This window comes from Pseudomonas kielensis (assembly GCF_030505375.1).
GTDB lineage: Bacteria > Pseudomonadota > Gammaproteobacteria > Pseudomonadales > Pseudomonadaceae > Aquipseudomonas > Aquipseudomonas kielensis.
This window is the reverse complement of the sequence record NZ_CP130043.1, coordinates 3,630,564-3,646,714: the sequence shown is the minus strand read 5'-3', so window position 1 is coordinate 3,646,714 and position 16,151 is coordinate 3,630,564. Positions and strand designations below refer to the sequence as shown.

At 61.5% G+C, this 16,151-nt stretch carries 18 protein-coding genes; 13 read left to right on the top strand and 5 right to left on the bottom strand.

Annotation, left to right across the window (positions count from 1 at the left end; translation table 11 throughout):
• Positions 1 to 471 precede the first annotated feature (471 nt).
• Positions 472 to 2,088 (top strand): L-aspartate oxidase, encoded by a 1,617-nt coding sequence (gene nadB, locus Q1W70_RS17055; protein ID WP_166589141.1) that lies wholly within the window; start codon positions 472 to 474, stop codon positions 2,086 to 2,088.
• Here nadB and Q1W70_RS17050 read toward each other — a convergent pair.
• Together Q1W70_RS17050 and Q1W70_RS17045 are read right to left on the bottom strand one after the other, a co-directional pair.
• Positions 2,057 to 2,506, bottom strand: a complete 450-nt coding sequence (locus Q1W70_RS17050; RefSeq protein WP_166589142.1) for a protein YgfX — start codon at positions 2,504 to 2,506, stop codon at positions 2,057 to 2,059. The two genes, nadB and Q1W70_RS17050, sit on opposite strands and share 32 nt — an antisense overlap.
• Positions 2,490 to 2,744 carry an FAD assembly factor SdhE gene (locus Q1W70_RS17045; RefSeq protein ID WP_095169761.1) on the bottom strand — a complete coding sequence of 85 codons (255 nt, stop codon included), beginning with the start codon at positions 2,742 to 2,744 and terminating at the stop codon, positions 2,490 to 2,492. Before Q1W70_RS17045 ends, Q1W70_RS17050 begins: the two co-directional genes overlap by 17 nt.
• A 149-nt stretch (positions 2,745 to 2,893) precedes the next feature.
• On the opposite strand from Q1W70_RS17045, the gene ygfZ reads away from it, so the two are divergent.
• The 5 genes from ygfZ to Q1W70_RS17020 all read left to right on the top strand — a co-directional run bounded on the left by ygfZ (position 2,894) and on the right by Q1W70_RS17020 (position 8,043).
• A complete protein-coding gene (gene ygfZ / locus Q1W70_RS17040; RefSeq protein WP_166589143.1) occupies positions 2,894 to 3,835 on the top strand; it encodes a CAF17-like 4Fe-4S cluster assembly/insertion protein YgfZ in 942 nt (313 codons plus the stop codon).
• Positions 3,836 to 3,871: 36 nt separating this feature from the next.
• Positions 3,872 to 4,693, top strand: a complete 822-nt coding sequence (locus Q1W70_RS17035; protein ID WP_182341894.1) for an HDOD domain-containing protein — start codon at positions 3,872 to 3,874, stop codon at positions 4,691 to 4,693.
• A 453-nt stretch (positions 4,694 to 5,146) separates the two neighbouring features.
• Positions 5,147 to 6,394: a ribonucleotide-diphosphate reductase subunit beta gene (locus Q1W70_RS17030; protein WP_166589145.1), complete on the top strand. Its 1,248-nt coding sequence runs from the start codon at positions 5,147 to 5,149 to the stop codon at positions 6,392 to 6,394.
• A 207-nt stretch (positions 6,395 to 6,601) separates the two neighbouring features.
• Positions 6,602 to 7,561: a hypothetical protein gene (locus tag Q1W70_RS17025; RefSeq protein ID WP_302097631.1), complete on the top strand. Its 960-nt coding sequence runs from the start codon at positions 6,602 to 6,604 to the stop codon at positions 7,559 to 7,561.
• A gap of 164 nt (positions 7,562 to 7,725) precedes the next feature.
• On the top strand, positions 7,726 to 8,043 hold the full coding sequence (locus Q1W70_RS17020) for a helix-turn-helix domain-containing protein (RefSeq protein WP_166589147.1): 318 nt from the start codon (positions 7,726 to 7,728) through the stop codon (positions 8,041 to 8,043).
• 21 nt (positions 8,044 to 8,064) lie between these two features.
• Here the strand turns inward: Q1W70_RS17020 and Q1W70_RS17015 are convergent, their stop codons facing one another.
• Positions 8,065 to 9,120, bottom strand: coding sequence for an MBL fold metallo-hydrolase (locus Q1W70_RS17015; RefSeq protein WP_166589148.1), 1,056 nt, complete (start codon positions 9,118 to 9,120; stop codon positions 8,065 to 8,067).
• A 203-nt stretch (positions 9,121 to 9,323) separates the two neighbouring features.
• Here Q1W70_RS17015 and Q1W70_RS17010 point away from each other — a divergent pair, with 203 nt between their 5' ends.
• The 3 genes from Q1W70_RS17010 (at position 9,324) to Q1W70_RS17000 (ending at position 11,776) form a co-directional block, all read left to right on the top strand.
• Positions 9,324 to 9,932 carry a TetR/AcrR family transcriptional regulator gene (locus Q1W70_RS17010; protein WP_166589149.1) on the top strand — a complete coding sequence of 203 codons (609 nt, stop codon included), beginning with the start codon at positions 9,324 to 9,326 and terminating at the stop codon, positions 9,930 to 9,932.
• 188 nt (positions 9,933 to 10,120) lie between these two features.
• Entirely contained in the window at positions 10,121 to 11,179 is a 1,059-nt protein-coding gene (locus tag Q1W70_RS17005) for a diguanylate cyclase (protein WP_302097628.1), read from the top strand.
• A gap of 57 nt (positions 11,180 to 11,236) precedes the next feature.
• Positions 11,237 to 11,776: a DUF1003 domain-containing protein gene (locus tag Q1W70_RS17000; RefSeq protein WP_166589151.1), complete on the top strand. Its 540-nt coding sequence runs from the start codon at positions 11,237 to 11,239 to the stop codon at positions 11,774 to 11,776.
• A 6-nt stretch (positions 11,777 to 11,782) separates the two neighbouring features.
• Here the strand turns inward: Q1W70_RS17000 and Q1W70_RS16995 are convergent, their stop codons facing one another.
• The gene (locus Q1W70_RS16995; RefSeq protein WP_166589152.1) at positions 11,783 to 12,733 is read right to left on the bottom strand and encodes a LysR family transcriptional regulator; all 951 of its coding nucleotides are present in this window, start codon (positions 12,731 to 12,733) and stop codon (positions 11,783 to 11,785) included.
• Between the two features lie 14 nt (positions 12,734 to 12,747).
• Here Q1W70_RS16995 and Q1W70_RS16990 point away from each other — a divergent pair, with 14 nt between their 5' ends.
• A complete protein-coding gene (locus Q1W70_RS16990; RefSeq protein WP_185818790.1) occupies positions 12,748 to 13,458 on the top strand; it encodes a CTP synthase C-terminal region-related (seleno)protein in 711 nt (236 codons plus the stop codon).
• Positions 13,455 to 13,778, top strand: coding sequence for an antibiotic biosynthesis monooxygenase family protein (locus Q1W70_RS16985; protein WP_185818791.1), 324 nt, complete (start codon positions 13,455 to 13,457; stop codon positions 13,776 to 13,778). Before Q1W70_RS16990 ends, Q1W70_RS16985 begins: the two co-directional genes overlap by 4 nt.
• Here the strand turns inward: Q1W70_RS16985 and Q1W70_RS16980 are convergent.
• Complete coding sequence (locus tag Q1W70_RS16980) at positions 13,775 to 14,101, bottom strand: DUF2025 family protein (protein WP_166589155.1); 327 nt, start codon at positions 14,099 to 14,101, stop codon at positions 13,775 to 13,777. The genes Q1W70_RS16985 and Q1W70_RS16980 overlap by 4 nt on opposite strands.
• A 237-nt stretch (positions 14,102 to 14,338) precedes the next feature.
• Between Q1W70_RS16980 and Q1W70_RS16975 the strand changes: the two genes are divergently transcribed.
• Positions 14,339 to 15,466, top strand: coding sequence for a glycerophosphodiester phosphodiesterase (locus Q1W70_RS16975; RefSeq protein WP_166589156.1), 1,128 nt, complete (start codon positions 14,339 to 14,341; stop codon positions 15,464 to 15,466).
• Positions 15,467 to 16,150 carry a helix-turn-helix domain-containing protein gene (locus Q1W70_RS16970; protein WP_302097626.1) on the top strand — a complete coding sequence of 228 codons (684 nt, stop codon included), beginning with the start codon at positions 15,467 to 15,469 and terminating at the stop codon, positions 16,148 to 16,150.
• Position 16,151 lies beyond the last annotated feature (1 nt).

Here is a 16,151-nt window from a genome sequence, read left to right as displayed (position 1 = left end):
TCCCCCTCCAAGCAAGTTTCCGGCGCGCGCTGATTTGGCACACACGAAAAACGCAGCACGGCTTGACCGGCTGCGCGAATAATCTTGTTGTCGAATCCATACGCAATGACCGGAACACAGATCCTGCGTGAAACCGACGTCGTCCCTTGTTTCAGGCAACCTTCTATTGAGTTTGGAGCCTAGGCAAAAGTTCCAAATCTTTATAGCCGGGCGAAACCAACAATGTGCAACCACGAGGCGAAAAAGCAGGCTCTGTCGCCGAAAAACCAAGCATTTTGCCTCCTCACGAGGTAAAACACCCGACACAGACATCCGTCTTTTCCGTCACAGTAGTTTCACATTGCCACGAAGGCTCGGCTATTGTGCCGATCCACCCCTCTATATACTAGTGCGCTGTGTGGCTGTCTCGACTCGCCGATTCAGGTGTCTTGCGCCAACCCCGTCCCGGGTCGCTTTGAGCGGAATCCTGAAATGAGCCAACAGTTTCAACACGATGTTCTGGTGATTGGCAGCGGCGCTGCCGGTCTGAGTCTGGCACTGACGTTGCCTGATCATTTGCGCATTGCGGTATTGAGCAAAGGCAACCTCGCCAACGGTTCCACCTACTGGGCCCAGGGCGGTGTCGCCGCCGTGCTGGACGACACCGACACCGTTGAATCCCATGTCGATGACACCCTCAACGCGGGCGGTGGCTTGTGTCACGAAGACGCGGTGCGGTTCACCGTGGAGCACAGCCGCGAAGCCATTCAGTGGCTGATCGACCAGGGCGTGCCCTTCACCCGCGACGAACAGTCCGGCACCGAAGACGGCGGTTTTGAATTCCACCTGACCCGTGAGGGTGGCCATAGCCATCGGCGTATCATTCACGCGGCCGATGCCACCGGCGCTGCAATCTTCAACACCTTGCTGGCGCAAGCGCGGCTACGCCCGAACATCGAACTGCTGGAACAACGGGTCGCCGTTGACCTGATCACCGAAAAACGCCTCGGCCTGGAAGGCGATCGCTGCCTTGGCGCTTATGTGCTCAATCGCGGCACCGGCCAGGTCGACACCTACGGCGCGCGGTTCGTGATCCTTGCCTCCGGTGGCGCGGCCAAGGTCTACCTCTATACCAGCAACCCCGACGGCGCTTGTGGCGACGGCATCGCCATGGCCTGGCGCTCGGGCTGCCGCGTGGCCAACCTGGAGTTCAACCAGTTCCACCCGACCTGCCTGTACCACCCGCAAGCCAAGAGTTTCCTCATCACCGAAGCCTTGCGCGGCGAGGGAGCGCATCTCAAGCTGCCCAACGGCGAGCGTTTCATGCAGCGCTTCGACCCACGGGCCGAGCTGGCACCACGGGACATCGTGGCCCGGGCCATCGACCACGAAATGAAGCGCCTGGGGATCGACTGCGTCTACCTGGACATCAGCCACAAACCCGAAGCCTTCATCAAGAGTCACTTCCCGACGGTCTATGAGCGCTGCCTGGAGTTCTCCATCGACATTACCCGCCAGCCGATCCCGGTCGTCCCGGCGGCGCACTACACCTGTGGCGGAGTGATGGTCGACCAGCAGGGGCGCACCGACGTCCCCGGCCTCTATGCCATTGGCGAAACCAGCTTCACCGGCCTGCACGGTGCCAACCGCATGGCCAGCAACTCGCTGCTCGAATGCTTCGTCTACGCCCGCTCGGCAGCCGCGGACATCCTTGCGCAACTGCCCCAGGTGTCGATCCCCAACGCCCTGCCCGTCTGGGACGCCAGCCAGGTCACCGACTCCGACGAAGACGTGATCATCGCCCACAACTGGGATGAACTGCGTCGGTTCATGTGGGACTACGTCGGCATCGTGCGCACCAACAAGCGCCTGCAGCGCGCCCAGCACCGCGTGCGCCTGCTGCTGGACGAGATCGACGAGTTCTACAGTAACTATAAAGTCAGCCGCGACCTGATCGAGCTGCGCAACCTGGCCCAGGTAGCCGAACTGATGATCCAGTCAGCCATGGAACGCAAGGAAAGCCGCGGCCTGCACTACACCCTCGATTATCCGGACCTGTTGCCACAAGCGCTGGACACTATCCTGGTGCCGCCCACCTACGCCGACTGAACTTGAGCCGTACCCGCAGGCGCCGGTGAACATCCGGCGCCAGGGCATCGCGCGGCACACAGATCGAGCGCAGCCACCACTCGCCACGCAAACGAAAGCGCAGCACCACAATCGCCGGCAAGGCCAGGCTGTCGGGGCGCAACTGCACTGCCTGCCAGCCACCGGCCCGACTCCACAATTGCCAGCCATCGGCATCGCGACGCAAGCCACTGAAGGCTGAGGGATGGTTCAGGAGAATCTGCCGCGGCAGCACCCAGGCGCCGTGCGCCAGGCACAGCAAGACACCCGCCAGACGGGGCCATAGGGGAATATCGAGTAGAAACAGCGAGCCCAGCGCGAACAGCTGGGCCAGGAGATAGGCCGCCAGCAGTTGCCGTGAGGCCTGCCAGCGGCATTCGAAACTACTTGGGCTGGACACGATCCAGAATCATCCGGACCATGCGCTGCAGCTCGGGATCTTCCGATTCGGAACGCTCCATGAACCAGCCAAACATGTCCTGGTCTTCGCATTCGAGCAACCTGACGTAGCAGTCGCGATCGACCTGGTTCAGGTGCGCATAAACCTCTTTGACAAAGGGCACCAGCAACACGTCAAGTTCAAGCATGCCGCGGCGGCTGTGCCAGTAGAGGCGATTGAGTTCAACATCTTCGACCATGGAGCGCTCCTCAAATAGAGCGCAAGTATACAGCCCCGGCCCCGGTCGAACAGTCGGCTTTGGTCGGGCACCTCCAGGCTTTTGTAAACTACCCATTTCCAGAGCGCCCCCTTATGATGTCCTCCAGACTTTTTACCCTGCGATGACCCATGGCTGATTCCGCTTTTTTCTGCACCTTGTCCCATGAAGGCGTGCTCGCCGTCCGCGGCAGCGATGCCAGCAAGTTTCTTCAGGGCCAATTGACCTGCAACCTCAACTACCTGAGCGACACCCAGGCGAGCCTCGGCGCGCGCTGCACCCAAAAGGGCCGCATGCAGTCGAGCTTCCGTATCGTGCTGGAGGGTGATGGGGTGTTGCTGGCAATGGCCAGCGAGTTGCTGGAGCCGCAACTGGCCGACCTTAAAAAGTACGCCGTGTTCTCCAAGTCCAAACTCACCGATGAAAGCGCCGCCTGGGTTCGCTTTGGCCTGGTCGAGGCCGATGCCGCACTGACGGCCCTGGGACTCGACCTGCCGCCAGACACCGACTCGGTCGCCCGCCACGACGGCCTGGTCGCCATCCGGGTCTCCCCTGGCCGCGCTGAGCTCTGGGTCCCGGCCGCACAGGCACAGAACCTGGCGACGCAACTCTCGACCACCCTCGCCCAAGGCAACCTCAACAATTGGCTGCTCGGCCAGATCCGCGCCGGCATCGGCCAGGTAATGCCCGCCACTCGCGAGCTGTTCATTCCGCAAATGCTCAACCTGCAGGCGGTAGGCGGCGTGAGCTTCAAGAAAGGCTGCTACACCGGCCAGGAAATCGTCGCGCGCATGCAGTACCTGGGCAAACTCAAGCGCCGCCTGTATCGCCTGCAACTGGACGCCAGCGAACTGCCCGAGCCAGGCACCCCCCTGTTCGCGCCGACCCACGGCAGCTCCATCGGTGAAGTGGTCCTCGCCGCCCATGCCAAACAAGGCATCGAACTGCTGGCCGTGCTGCAAGCCGAAGCCGCCGAAGGCGCCGACCTGCACCTGGGCGCGCCCGAAGGCCCGGCCCTGCACCTGCTCGACCTGCCTTACCAACTGGATCGCGATCGCGAGATCCAGCGTTAATCTGCAGCACTTTGTCGCAACACCTAGAGAACAGAAATGAGCAAGCTGGCGGAAAAGGTCCAACAGGATTTGGTTGAGGCCATCGATAACGATGACCTGGTTCTGCCAACGTTACCGGAAGTGGCCCTGCAGATTCGCCGGGCCGCCGAAGACCCGGATATCAGCGTCACCACCCTGAGTAAAGTCATCGGCCGCGACACCGCCCTGTCGGCGCGCCTGATCAAAGTGGTCAACAGCCCCCTACTGCGCGGTGCCCAGGAAGTCACCGACCTGTACACAGCCATTACCCGGCTGGGCATCAACTACAGCAGCAACCTGGCCATCGGCCTGGTCATCGAGCAGATCTTCCATGCCCGCTCCGATGTGGTCGGCCAGAAAATGCGCGACGTCTGGCGCAAGAGCCAGGAGATTGCCGGCATCAGCTATTCATTGTGCCGCAGCCATACCCAGCTCAAGCCCGACCAGGCGGCGCTGGGTGGCCTGGTGCACCAGATCGGCGTGCTGCCGATCCTGACCTACGCCCAAGACCACTACGACCTGCTCTCGGACCCGGTCAGCCTCAACCATGTGATCGAGCGCATCCACCCACTGCTCGGCGACAAGCTGCTGCAGGTCTGGGAGTTTCCGGAAATGCTGGTCCACCTGCCGGGCCAGTACCTGGACCTCAAGCGCCAGCCCGCGGCTGTCGACTACGTCGACCTGGTGCAAGTGGCAACCGTGCATGCCCACCAGGGCACCCACCACCCACTGGCCCAGATCGATATCAGCAGCCTGCCCGCCTTCAAGCGGCTGGGGATCAACCCGAACAAGCCCATCCCCTGCGCCGAACTGGAAGACTCGCGCACGATGTTTTATTGAGCCGCACACCCGCCCCGGCGGGCTTTGCGCGGAGCTTGCGGGACAGCTGACTGTTGTTGGCAAAAATTTACCGATACCCGGCAAAAAAAATCTATGCCGGCCAAAGCCCCATAAACTCTCGCTCTGTCCGAAAAAGCAGACCTCATGGCTGCTTACTGGGCTACTTCGTCGCACCACAAGCCGTAAAAAACACCTATAATGCGCCGGTAAATCGGGCCTGCAACACCTCCTTACACGAGGGTGAAAGCCATGCTGAAGCCATCGCCGGATGCTGACCATGTCGACTCCGCCCTTCAGCGACTTCAGGACACCCGTAGACATTTCTGTTTTTTGCCTGCGTACCGCTGCAACAAACGATTCCTTTAGATCCACCGCGGCCACCAGGCCGTGTGAATAACCGACCTTCAGAGTTTTCACACGGGCAACTGGCCCTCACGCAGGAGACGACACGTCATGCTGAGCTGGGACGAATTCGATAAAGAAGACGGCGAAGTTGTCGCCAAAGGCGCCAATGCTGGCCACGCAACAGAAGCCAACATGGACCGCCTCGACAGCGCCGGTGGTGCTGCTGCGCTGGAAGCGCGCGCCGTAACCGCCAGCGACTCGGCCGCGATCATTCGCGCCAAGGCCGCCCTCGACACACTCGACGTCGCCGAAGGCCTGGCCGAACTCGAAGGCGCCTCTGCCCGCGTTGCGGTCGACGAGAAGCGCATGATCAACTGCCGCGCCGACCTCAACCAACTCGTCCCGTTCAAATACGACTGGGCCTGGCAGAAGTACCTGGACGGTTGCGCGAACCACTGGATGCCGCAAGAAGTCAACATGACCGCCGACATCGCCCTCTGGAAAAACCCGGAAGGTCTGACCGACGACGAGCGCCGCATCGTGATGCGCAACCTGGGCTTCTTCTCCACCGCCGACTCCCTGGTTGCCAACAACCTGGTACTGGCCGTGTACCGCCTGATCACCAACCCGGAATGCCGCCAGTACATCCTGCGCCAGGCGTTCGAAGAGGCGATCCATACCCACGCCTACCAGTACTGCATCGAATCGCTGGCCATGGATGAAGGCGAGATCTTCAACATGTACCACGAGATCCCGTCGGTCGCGAAGAAAGCCACCTGGGGCCTGAAGTACACCCGTTCGATCTCCGATCCAAAGTTCGAAACCGGCACCGTCGAAACCGACAAAGAGCTGCTGCGCAACCTGATCGCCTACTACTGCGTTCTGGAAGGCATCTTCTTCTACTGCGGCTTCACCCAGATCCTCTCCATGGGCCGACGCAACAAAATGACCGGCGTCGCCGAGCAGTTCCAGTACATCCTGCGCGACGAATCCATGCACCTGAACTTCGGCATCGACGTGATCAACCAGATCAAGATCGAAAACCCACACCTGTGGGATGCCGAAATGAAGGAAGAAGCCAGCCAGATGATCCTGCAGGGCACCCAACTGGAAATCGAATACGCACGCGACACCATGCCGCGCGGCGTACTGGGCATGAACGCCGCGATGATGGAGGACTACCTCAAGTTCATCGCCAACCGTCGTCTGTCGCAGATCGGCTTGAAGGAAGAGTACCCAGGTACCACTAACCCATTCCCATGGATGAGCGAGATCATGGACTTGAAGAAAGAGAAGAACTTCTTCGAGACTCGGGTAATTGAGTATCAGACCGGCGGGGCGTTGAGCTGGGATTGATTCCTGACGCTCATCACTGCTGAGTCGATGATCTGAAAGAGCCCTGGATGCGTAATGCCTCCAGGGCTTTTTTGTGCGCCCATTCCTGATTGCTTCACGGATAATCGCAATCGCGGGCAAGCCACGCTCCGACATCGCTGCACCAGGGTTGAAAACCATCAGGGCATCCCGCTATTAATACCCCTCCCCTCCAGGACCCGAGCCGCCATGAAATTCGACCTCGCCTACTGCCTCAGCCTCGACACCAAGCTGTCGATCTATGACGTGCGGGATCTGAATTTTGACGATACGATGGCGTTCGACTCTGCGAAAGAACACTTCCAGTGCCCCAACGATGCCTGTCGTTCGGCCTTTGGCACCGCCAATGTGTTGGGGACGATCAATGCCAAGAGCGTGAATTACATCCGCACGCCGCACTTCAAGAATGTGCCCAGCACCCGGCATGTGGAGGGTTGTCCGTATGTCAGCCTCAAGACGTCAAGTGCCGAGGGAGTGGAATCGGATGACGGGGTTGAGGAGCATTTTCCGTCAGAACTGCTACTGACCCGGCGTCAGTATGTGCGCAATCCCGACAGCGCCGAGGTGCCTGCCGACAGGGGGCAGGATCAGCTGCCAGTGGCTCCGGCCATCCGCCAGGTCGAGCACCCGCCAGCAGAGTCCGCGCCAGACAAGACCAGCGTATTTGCCCATCCGGTGGAGTGTTTCGTATCCAATTTCGAGAACAAGGACCTGCTCAAGCGCATGCCCCTGAAGATTGGCGAGCACACGGCGTCCTACGCCTTGTTCTTCAAGAAGATCGAATACCTGCAGGACAACAAGGGCCTGATTTACTGGGGCAGGATCAAGGAGATCAAGGACTACACCCAGAGCTTTCGCATCGACTTCGAGAAAAAGGCCTGGCTCGAGAAAAAGCCCTACACGGTGACCCTGTACCTGGGCAAGAAGCTGATCGACAGCTACCGCAAGCGCAAGGCGTTCCTCGAGGAGATCAAGCACGCCATCGAGAGCGAGCAGGAACTGTATTGCTTTTTCTACGGCGTGACGCCGGAGTTGAAGCAGGTGCCGAGCAAGAAAAACCCCGACCAGACATTCGGGGTATTCAGTGCCAACATCGAGAATCTGGATCACTTCATCATTCGGCAAGCGCCGCAGTTGCACGCCAAGTGATCGCGCCGTGACGCGCAATGCATCGAGTACGGGGACAGGCGTCCAACGCCTGCCTTGACCGCGCGATATCGCATCAATCAAAAAATGAGTTTGATCCGGGCGCAAAACAACTGTACAAAAACACAGTACTTATTGCTTTGCCACTCTCGAGCCCGGAGAAACCCATGGCCTCTCTTGCGATGAAAATCACCCTTGAACGTATCGCCCTGTTCCAGTTCACCCCCAAACACAGCGCACAGGCCCGTGCGATGCTGGATTGGTCATTGGAGCAATTATCCCGCGAGTCCGGGGTCAGCGTAGACGCGATAGCGCGGTTCGAAGCCGGCGCCGAAGTGCTCGACGTCACCCGCCTGGCCTTGGCCTACCGGTTGGAGGCCGAGGGCCTGGTGTTCTTTCCCGGCTTTGCCCCGGGTCGGGGCATGGGCGTCAGGGGGTCGGCACCGGATCCGGTGGGGCGGGCGGATTTCGCGATGATCGAGTGATCAACTCAACGGTTGCCCACCTTAACCATTGGCAACCGCCTGCTCACCCTGCCCTTCAACCTCAAGCCACCACGCCTGCCCGTGTAGCGGCTGGTTGAGGTTGAAGGCTTCACCCATTTGCGGGGTGGTGATGGACACATTGTGATCCCAGGCCAGGGCCAGGATACGGTCGAAGGGTTCGTGCCAGGCGTGCATCGACAAATCGAAGGTGCCATTGTGGATCGGCAACAGCCAACGCCCCTTGAGGTCGATGTGAGCTTGCAGGGTTTGTTCCGGTTGCATGTGGATCAGTGGCCATTCGACGTTGTAGGCACCGGTTTCCATCAGGGTCAGGTCGAAGGGCCCGAACTGTTCGCCGATCGCCTTGAAGCCGTCGAAGTAGCCGGTGTCACCGCTGAAGAAGATGCGCTTGTCGCTGTCGATCACGACCCATGAAGCCCAGAGGGTGCTGTTGCCATCGAACAGACCACGACCGGAAAAGTGTTGGGACGGAGTGGCGATGAAATGAATCCCATTGATCTGCGTGCCTTCCCACCAGTCGAGTTGACGCACCTTGCTGGCATCGACGCCCCACTTGATCAAGGTCTCACCCACGCCCAACGGTGTGATGAAGTGGCGGGTCTTGTCTGCCAGTTTGAGGACGGTCTGATAGTCGAGGTGATCGTAGTGGTCGTGGGACAAGATCACCGCTTCGATCTCAGGCAACTCATCAAGACTGATCGGCGGCTGATGAAAGCGCTTGGGGCCGGCCCACTGTACCGGGGAAGCACGCTCGGCGAAGACCGGGTCGGTCAGCCAGTACTTATCGCGCAGTTTCAGCAGGACAGTGGAGTGCCCTAGCCGGAACACGCTGTGATTAGGGGCACTGTGCAACTGCTCGCGAGTCAGGCCCTGCACCGGAATCGCTCCAGCTGGCCGGGTATTGCGCGGCTTGTTGAACAACATGTTCCAGAAGATCTGCACCGTTTTGCGCAAGCCAGGTTGGCGTACCGCGGCAGGGTTGCGGTAGCGGCCCTGCTCCTGGCGTGAGGTTTTCAATTCTGTGGCGCTGTCCGCCTGGTAAGAGAAAGTGGCCATGTTCAAATGACTCCAGAAAAACCGCTGTAGCCGGTGATTTTCTTTTTTGGACAATAAAGGGCCAATGCACGCACGCGTCAGCCGAAGACTCTGATTGTTCACCGCACAACTACACTGCACGGTGTAGTTTCTAGATTGCAACAAACCCTGGAATAAGTAAACTGCTGAGTGTAAGTGCTCACCCTCTCTGCCGAAGCGTATTTATGACAGCTCCCCAGCGCCTGACCGACCGTAAACGCGAAGCCATTGTCCAGGCGGCGATCAGCGAATTCCGTAGCAACGGTTTCGATATCACCAGCATGGACAAGATTGCCGCAACGGCGGGGGTATCCAAGCGCACCGTGTACAACCACTTTGCCAGCAAGGAAGAGTTGTTCGCCGAAATTCTCCACCGTTTGTGGACCAACATTTGCGCCCAGGAAGACAGCGTCTACAGCCCCGGGCAACCGCTGCGCGAGCAGCTCAGGCAGTTGCTGCGCGACAAGCTGGCGCTGTTGGCGGACAACAGCTTCCTCGACCTGGCCCGAGTGGCTATCGCCGCCACCATCCATTCACCCGAGCGTGCCCAGGACATGGTCCTGCGCATCGGCGAGCGCGAGGAAGCCCTGACCGCCTGGATTCGTGCGGCCCAGGCTGACGGCGCACTCAAGCCGGTCGATCCCGAGTTCGCCGCGCAGCAGTTGCATGGGATGCTCAAGGCCTTCGCCTTCTGGCCACAGATCTCCATGAACCAGCCGACGCTGTCCGCCGAGATGCAGAGCACTGTCATCGAGTCGGCGCTGGACATGTTCCTGGCCTGCTATCAGCGCTGATCCGTCACGCCAGTGCCCCTGAGCTAAGCTGTCATGCCGCAGGCCAGTGCCCGGAGCCTGTACCGGGCTATCATCTACCTGATGTTCAAGCCTGCAATAAATGACACTATTGACCTGTTTGTTCGATGGATCGCAGCCCTGGATAAAACACAACAAAGTGTTTCAGGGCGATATGAGCGCAGTGAGCTATGCAAAATCACCCCGGTAAAGGCCTGTCGTTTGCCAAGCGTATCTATAAGCCGCGGATCATTGGCCTGGGCATTGGCTGCATCAGTGTCGCTGCGGCGCTGTATCCCCTGGGGGTGCCGACCTGGGTCTGGGCCCTGCTGGGCTTCAATGCCGTGTGCTGGGCGCACCTGGCCTATCAACTGGCGACCCGCTCGGCGTCCCCCTACCAGGCGGAACGCCGCAACCTGCTGATCGACTCGTTGCTGGGCGGTTTCTGGGCCGCGACCATGCATTTCAATCCCCTGGCCACCGTGACCATCCTCTCGATGATGGCCATGAACAACGTGGCCGCCGGCGGGTTGCGCCTATTGGTCCAGGGCATCCTCGCCCAACTGCTGGGCATCGGCATTTCATGGGCGCTGCTGGGGGCCGGTTTCTCACCGCAGGTCAGCCAGCTCCAGGTGTATGCCTGCCTGCCAATGCTGACGCTCTACCCACTCGCGGTGGGCATGGTCTGCTATCGACTGGCGATCAAGCTGTCCGAGCACAAACGCGCACTGAGTGCCTTGAGCCGCACCGACAGCCTGACCGGCCTGCTCAATCACGGCGCCTGGAAAGACCTGCTGCACGTCAGCTTCCGCGAGTGCCAACAGCAGCAGGTCCAGGCCACCATTGGCCTGATCGACATCGATCACTTCAAGGCCATCAATGACACCTACGGACACATCGTTGGCGACAGCGTGTTGCGCCAGCTCAGCGCCGAACTCAAGCGCAACCTGCGGCAAAACGACCTGGCGGGACGCTACGGCGGTGATGAGTTCTGTGTGATCCTGCCGAACCTGTCACTGGACCAGGCCACCGAGGTGATGGAGCGTCTACGCCTGGTCTTCGCCGACTATCGCCACCCTGCCATCGCGCAATTGAAGGTCAGCCTGAGCATTGGCCTGGCCACCTATCAAGCGCATTTCAGCGATGCCGGGCAGTGGCTCGAAGCTGCCGACAAGGCGCTGTACAGTGCCAAGAGCAATGGCCGCAACAGAATCAGCAGCGCACGGGTCAGCACACCAGATCCGGCATGAGTGCAGTGCCGTGGGGAGTATAGTGAGCCTCAGTCCCCCGGCCCTGCAGAGACCCTCATGAACCCAACCAAAACGCCCACACCTCCCGCAGCCCCGGTCGACCACCTGCGCTTTCACCGTCCCCACGCGCATCTGGCCGCGACCTTCGGCAACGACACCTTCGCCCTGAAAGCCGAGGCCTTTGCGCGTTTTTTCGGCACGCCGACCTTTCTCGGTGCTCAAACCCTGATCGTCGCCATCTGGATCGCCCTCAACACCACCGGCGTGACCTCCTTCGATGTCTACCCGTTCATCCTGCTCAACCTGGCATTCAGCCTCCAGGCAGCCTACGCCGCTCCGTTGATCCTGCTCGCGCAAACCCGTCAGGCCGCGCGCGACAAGGCCCAGTCCGATGCCGACGCGCAACACCGTGAGGCCCTGGCCGTGGCCAATGCCGAACGCCAGGCGCAAGCGGCGCAGAATGCCGCCCAACTGCTGCAACTGCTGGAGCAGAACACCCGACTCACGGAAATGACCAAGACTCTGACCGAGCGCATCGAAAACCTCACCTCACAGGTGCATCAGCACGTCCTGGGCACCCCACCCCCACAGGCCTGACGCGTCCTAGGCGGGCAAACGAATGGCTCGCGCCAACTCATCAAACAGGGTCACTACCGAGCGCAGCGCGCGGCAGTCCGGGCGGGTCAGCAACCACAGGCTGGTGTCGTAACCCAACAAGGGTTCGCTCAACGGGCGCAGCCCCTGGCCAGGGTCGATCAGAAAGTCCGGCAAGGCCGCCACCCCAAGCCCGGCACGCACCAACTCAGTCACCGCGAGCATGCTGTTGCAGCGGTAGCTCGGCTGTACGCCCGGCAGTTGCTGGCGTCGCCAGGTGACGGTGGGATGGTCCGGCAGGAAGTCATCCGGCGCGATCCAACTCAGGCGCGCGAGCTCGCCCGGATCGACCGACTGCAGGTAATTCACGCTGGCGCACACCCGGTAGGACACAGTCGCCAGGCGACGGCCCACCAGATGCTCCGGTGGCGCCTGGGTCAGGCGCAGGGCTATGTCGGCATCGCGGCGGCTGAGGTTGGCAAAATCGTTGGAGGTGCTCAGCTCCAGGGTCAACGCCGGATAGCCCGGCATGAACTGCGCCAGGGCCGGCAGCAACAAGGCATGCAGGACCGAGTCCGTACAGGTCAGGCGCACCGTGCCGCTGATGACTTCACCGCCCTGCTCCACCCCGACCCGCGCCGCATCCAGTGCCTGTTCGGCACGTTCGGCCTGTTCGGCCAGGGTGTGCGCCAGGCTGGTGGGCAAGTAGCCGGCGCGGCTTTTCTCGAACAGCGCCTGGCCCAAACCGGCTTCCAGGCGCCGGACCGCACGAAACACCGTCGAGACATCAACCTTGAGCAACGCTGCGGCCCGGGCCAGAGAACCGCCGCGGACCAACGCCAGGATCAGCACCAGGTCGGGGTAGTCCAGTTGATAGTGCGTCGCTGCATTGAACACTTGGGGAAACGCCAATATTGATTGCGTGAACGCCAATCTATAGTGCCCTCCAACAACCGACAAGTCTTGGAGACGCCATGTCCAATCCAGCCCCACTGCGCATAGCCCTGATCGGCGACTACGCCCCCCAGGTCCTCGCCCACCAGGCCATTCCCCTGGCCCTGAACCTGGCCGCCCAGCACACGGGGCGGGACGTGCAGTCGCAGTGGCTGGCCACCGAGCGGATCGACGCCCAGACCCGATTCACCGACTTCGACGGCTTCTGGTGCGTGCCCGCCAGCCCTTACCGCAACACCGACGGTGCTTTGCGGGCCATTCAGTTTGCCCGGCAACAGCTGCGGCCGTTCCTCGGTACCTGCGGTGGGTTTCAACACGCGGTGCTGGAGTTCGCGCGGCATGTCCTGGGCTGGACCGACGCCGAGCATGGCGAAACCTCGCCTGAGGCCACGCGCGCCGTGATCACGCCCCTGAGCTGCGCCTTGGTCGAAGCCGTCGACACTATCGAGTTGCGCGACGGCTCACGGATTGCCGCTGCCTACGCCTGCCAGCACATCCGCGAAGGCTACCGCTGCCGCTACGGGATCAACCCCGAGTTCGCCGACGCCCTGCAGACCCATGGCCTGCGTACCACAGGCCACGATGCTGACGGTGATCCGCGGGCCATCGAATTGCAGGGCCATCCGTTCTTCGTCGCCAGCCTGTTTCAACCCGAACGGGCAGCGCTCGAGGGCCGGCTGCCGCCCTTGGTCAACGCCTTTGTCGAGGCCTGCGCGAGGAACCCGCGATGATCGCCAGCACCCCAACGGCCCCCTACTACGCGGTGATCTTTACCTCGCTGCGCACGGCAGGCGATCACGGCTACGACCAGGCGGCACAGCGCATGGTCGAACTGGCCCGCGAGCAACCGGGGTTTCTCGGCGTGGAGTCGGCGCGCGGTGAAGATGGCCTGGGCATCACGGTTTCCTACTGGCGCGACGAAGCGGCGATCCTCGCGTGGAAGCGCCACGCCGAACACAGCGCCATCCGCGAGCAAGGTCGCGCGATCTGGTACCAGGGGTTTCACACGCGGGTGTGCAGGGTCGAGCGCTCGTATGCCTTCGCAACCTAACCCGGCACCCGCTCGCGCAGCGCCGAAATCTCCGGCATATCGGCGCGGCGCATATACACCCGCAAAGGTTCGCTGATATTGATTCGCTCGTCGATGTTCTGATCCAGCAACAGTTGGATCAGTTGACGCTTGAGGGTCATGGCCTGCGCAGGACCAGGGGCCCAGACGAACTCGCTGGTGGGAATGATGCCGTCGTCGGCGACATCCATGCCGAACGAGTCTTCGCTGAAACGCACGATGTACTGGCCGGTCTTGCGGTTGAGGCCAACAAAGCCGTGGAGTTGGTCGGCAGCCTGGCAGATGAGTTGCGAAGTGATGCGCATGATAAACCTCACGAAAGGTCCCAATGGACCGCTGATCAATGGTTTACACGCAGGGCAAGCCTCCGGGTTTCCCTCTGCCGGGGAAACTGCCGGAGCCAAGAGTACTGCAAAGTCGCGCACAAAAGCGCGGAAAAAACCGTCTGCGGCGGGGTTTATGTCGGTCCTGCGATAGCACAACTGTCGCTCAGTTGTTAAAAGGTAGTCCTTTGCAAAACGACTGACGAAAGGACTTCGACCATGCCTGTCAACTTCACCCACAGCGCCCTGCTGCTGAGCCTGATGCTCAGCGTCGGCCAGGCACAGGCTCTCAGCCAGCCCGGCCCGAACGCGCTGGCCACCGCCAACGGCATCCCGCACCCGGCCGTGATCGCCCACCGCGGCGCCTCCTTCGATGCCCCGGAGTCCACCGCCGCCGCCTATAAACTGGCACGCGACCTGGGGGCCGACTACCTGGAACTGGACCTGCAACGCAGCAAGGACGGCGTGCTGTTCGCCCTGCACGACGACAACCTGCAACGCACCACCGACGTCGCCAGCAAATTCCCTGAACGCAAGGACAGCCCGGCCAACGCCTTCACCCTCGCCGAGCTGAAAACCCTCGATGCCGGCAGCTGGTTCAACAGCGCCTACCCGGATCGCGCCCGCCCTGCGTACGCAGGCCTGAAAATCCTCACGCTGGACGAAGTCATCGACATCGCCCAGGGCAACCCACTGCACAAGCCCGGCCTGTACATCGAGACCAAGGAGCCCCAGCAATTCCCGGGGATCGAGCGTGACCTCAAGGACAAGCTGCAAGACCGCGGCTGGCTGAGTCCCGCCGGCTCCAAGCTGGCCAAGAGCGAACTGAGCGTGGGCCAGGGCAAAGGCAAGGTGGTGCTGCAGACCTTCGACAAGAACAGCCTGCAGATGCTGCACAAGGAAATGCCCCAGGTGCCCAAGATCCTGCTGCTGTGGATCGCCGAGGGCAGCATTGAGCCCAAGTCCAAGGTCAAGTTCGCCGAGTCCGGAGACAAGGACAAGGCCACCTTCTATGCCCGGCAACAACCCAAGGACAACGCCGCCTTCGAGCAATGGGTCAACGACGCCAAGGCCCTGGGTGCGATCGGCACGGGCCCCTCCGCGACCCTGACCCACCTCGGCGACCAGAGTTACGCCAACCTGGTACAGCCCTGGATGAACCAGTACACCCACGACCAGGGCCTGCTGGTGCATGCCTACACCATCGACGAAAACGTCGACTTCAAGAAGGTCATGGACGCTGGCGTCGACGGCATCTTCACCAACCGCGCCAGCGAACTGCTCAAGTACTACCAGCGCCCGACAACCGGCAGTGTGGCCCAGTTGCTTGAACGCAACGGCTACTGAGTGAGCAACGAGCACGAGTGGAAGGGCCAACTGTGGCTGGGCCGCGACTATGGCCTGGTCCACGGCAAACTGGGGCGCACCGCGCCTCATGCACATTACGCCCATCAGGTAATGATCGCTGGCGGTCAACCGCTGCAGGTCAGCCTGGAAGGTACCCCGCAGGTCACCGACCGGCTGTTTATCGAATCGCTGCGCAACCACGCCATCATGCAAGGCTCGGACAACGTCCTGTGTATCTACGCCGAGCCCTTGATGTTCGAGGCCCAGGCCCTGCAGGACTGTCTGGCCGACGTCGAGCCGTCCTTGCCGGCCATTGCCCAGGCCTTGCTGCAGTGTCCACGGCGCCCCCTCACCGACCCACGTATCGGCCGCGCCCTGCAGGCCCTGGACAGCTTGCTGGCCGGCAAGGTCTCGGCGGCGTCCCTGGCCGCGCAGGCCCATGTATCCCTGAGCCAACTGGAACGGCTGTTCACCCGCCAGGTCGGCCTGCCCGTTCGGCGCCTGGTACTCTGGCGCCGTCTGCGCCTGGCCATGGCACTGATGCTGTCTGGCAGCAATCTCACGGAGGCCGCCCACGCTGCCGGGTTCGCCGATGCCGCGCACCTGTCGCGCAGCCTGAAGAAAATCTTCGGGGTGACCGCCAGCCACGGCCTGAACGGCATGTACATCCGCCTGCTCGACTGAG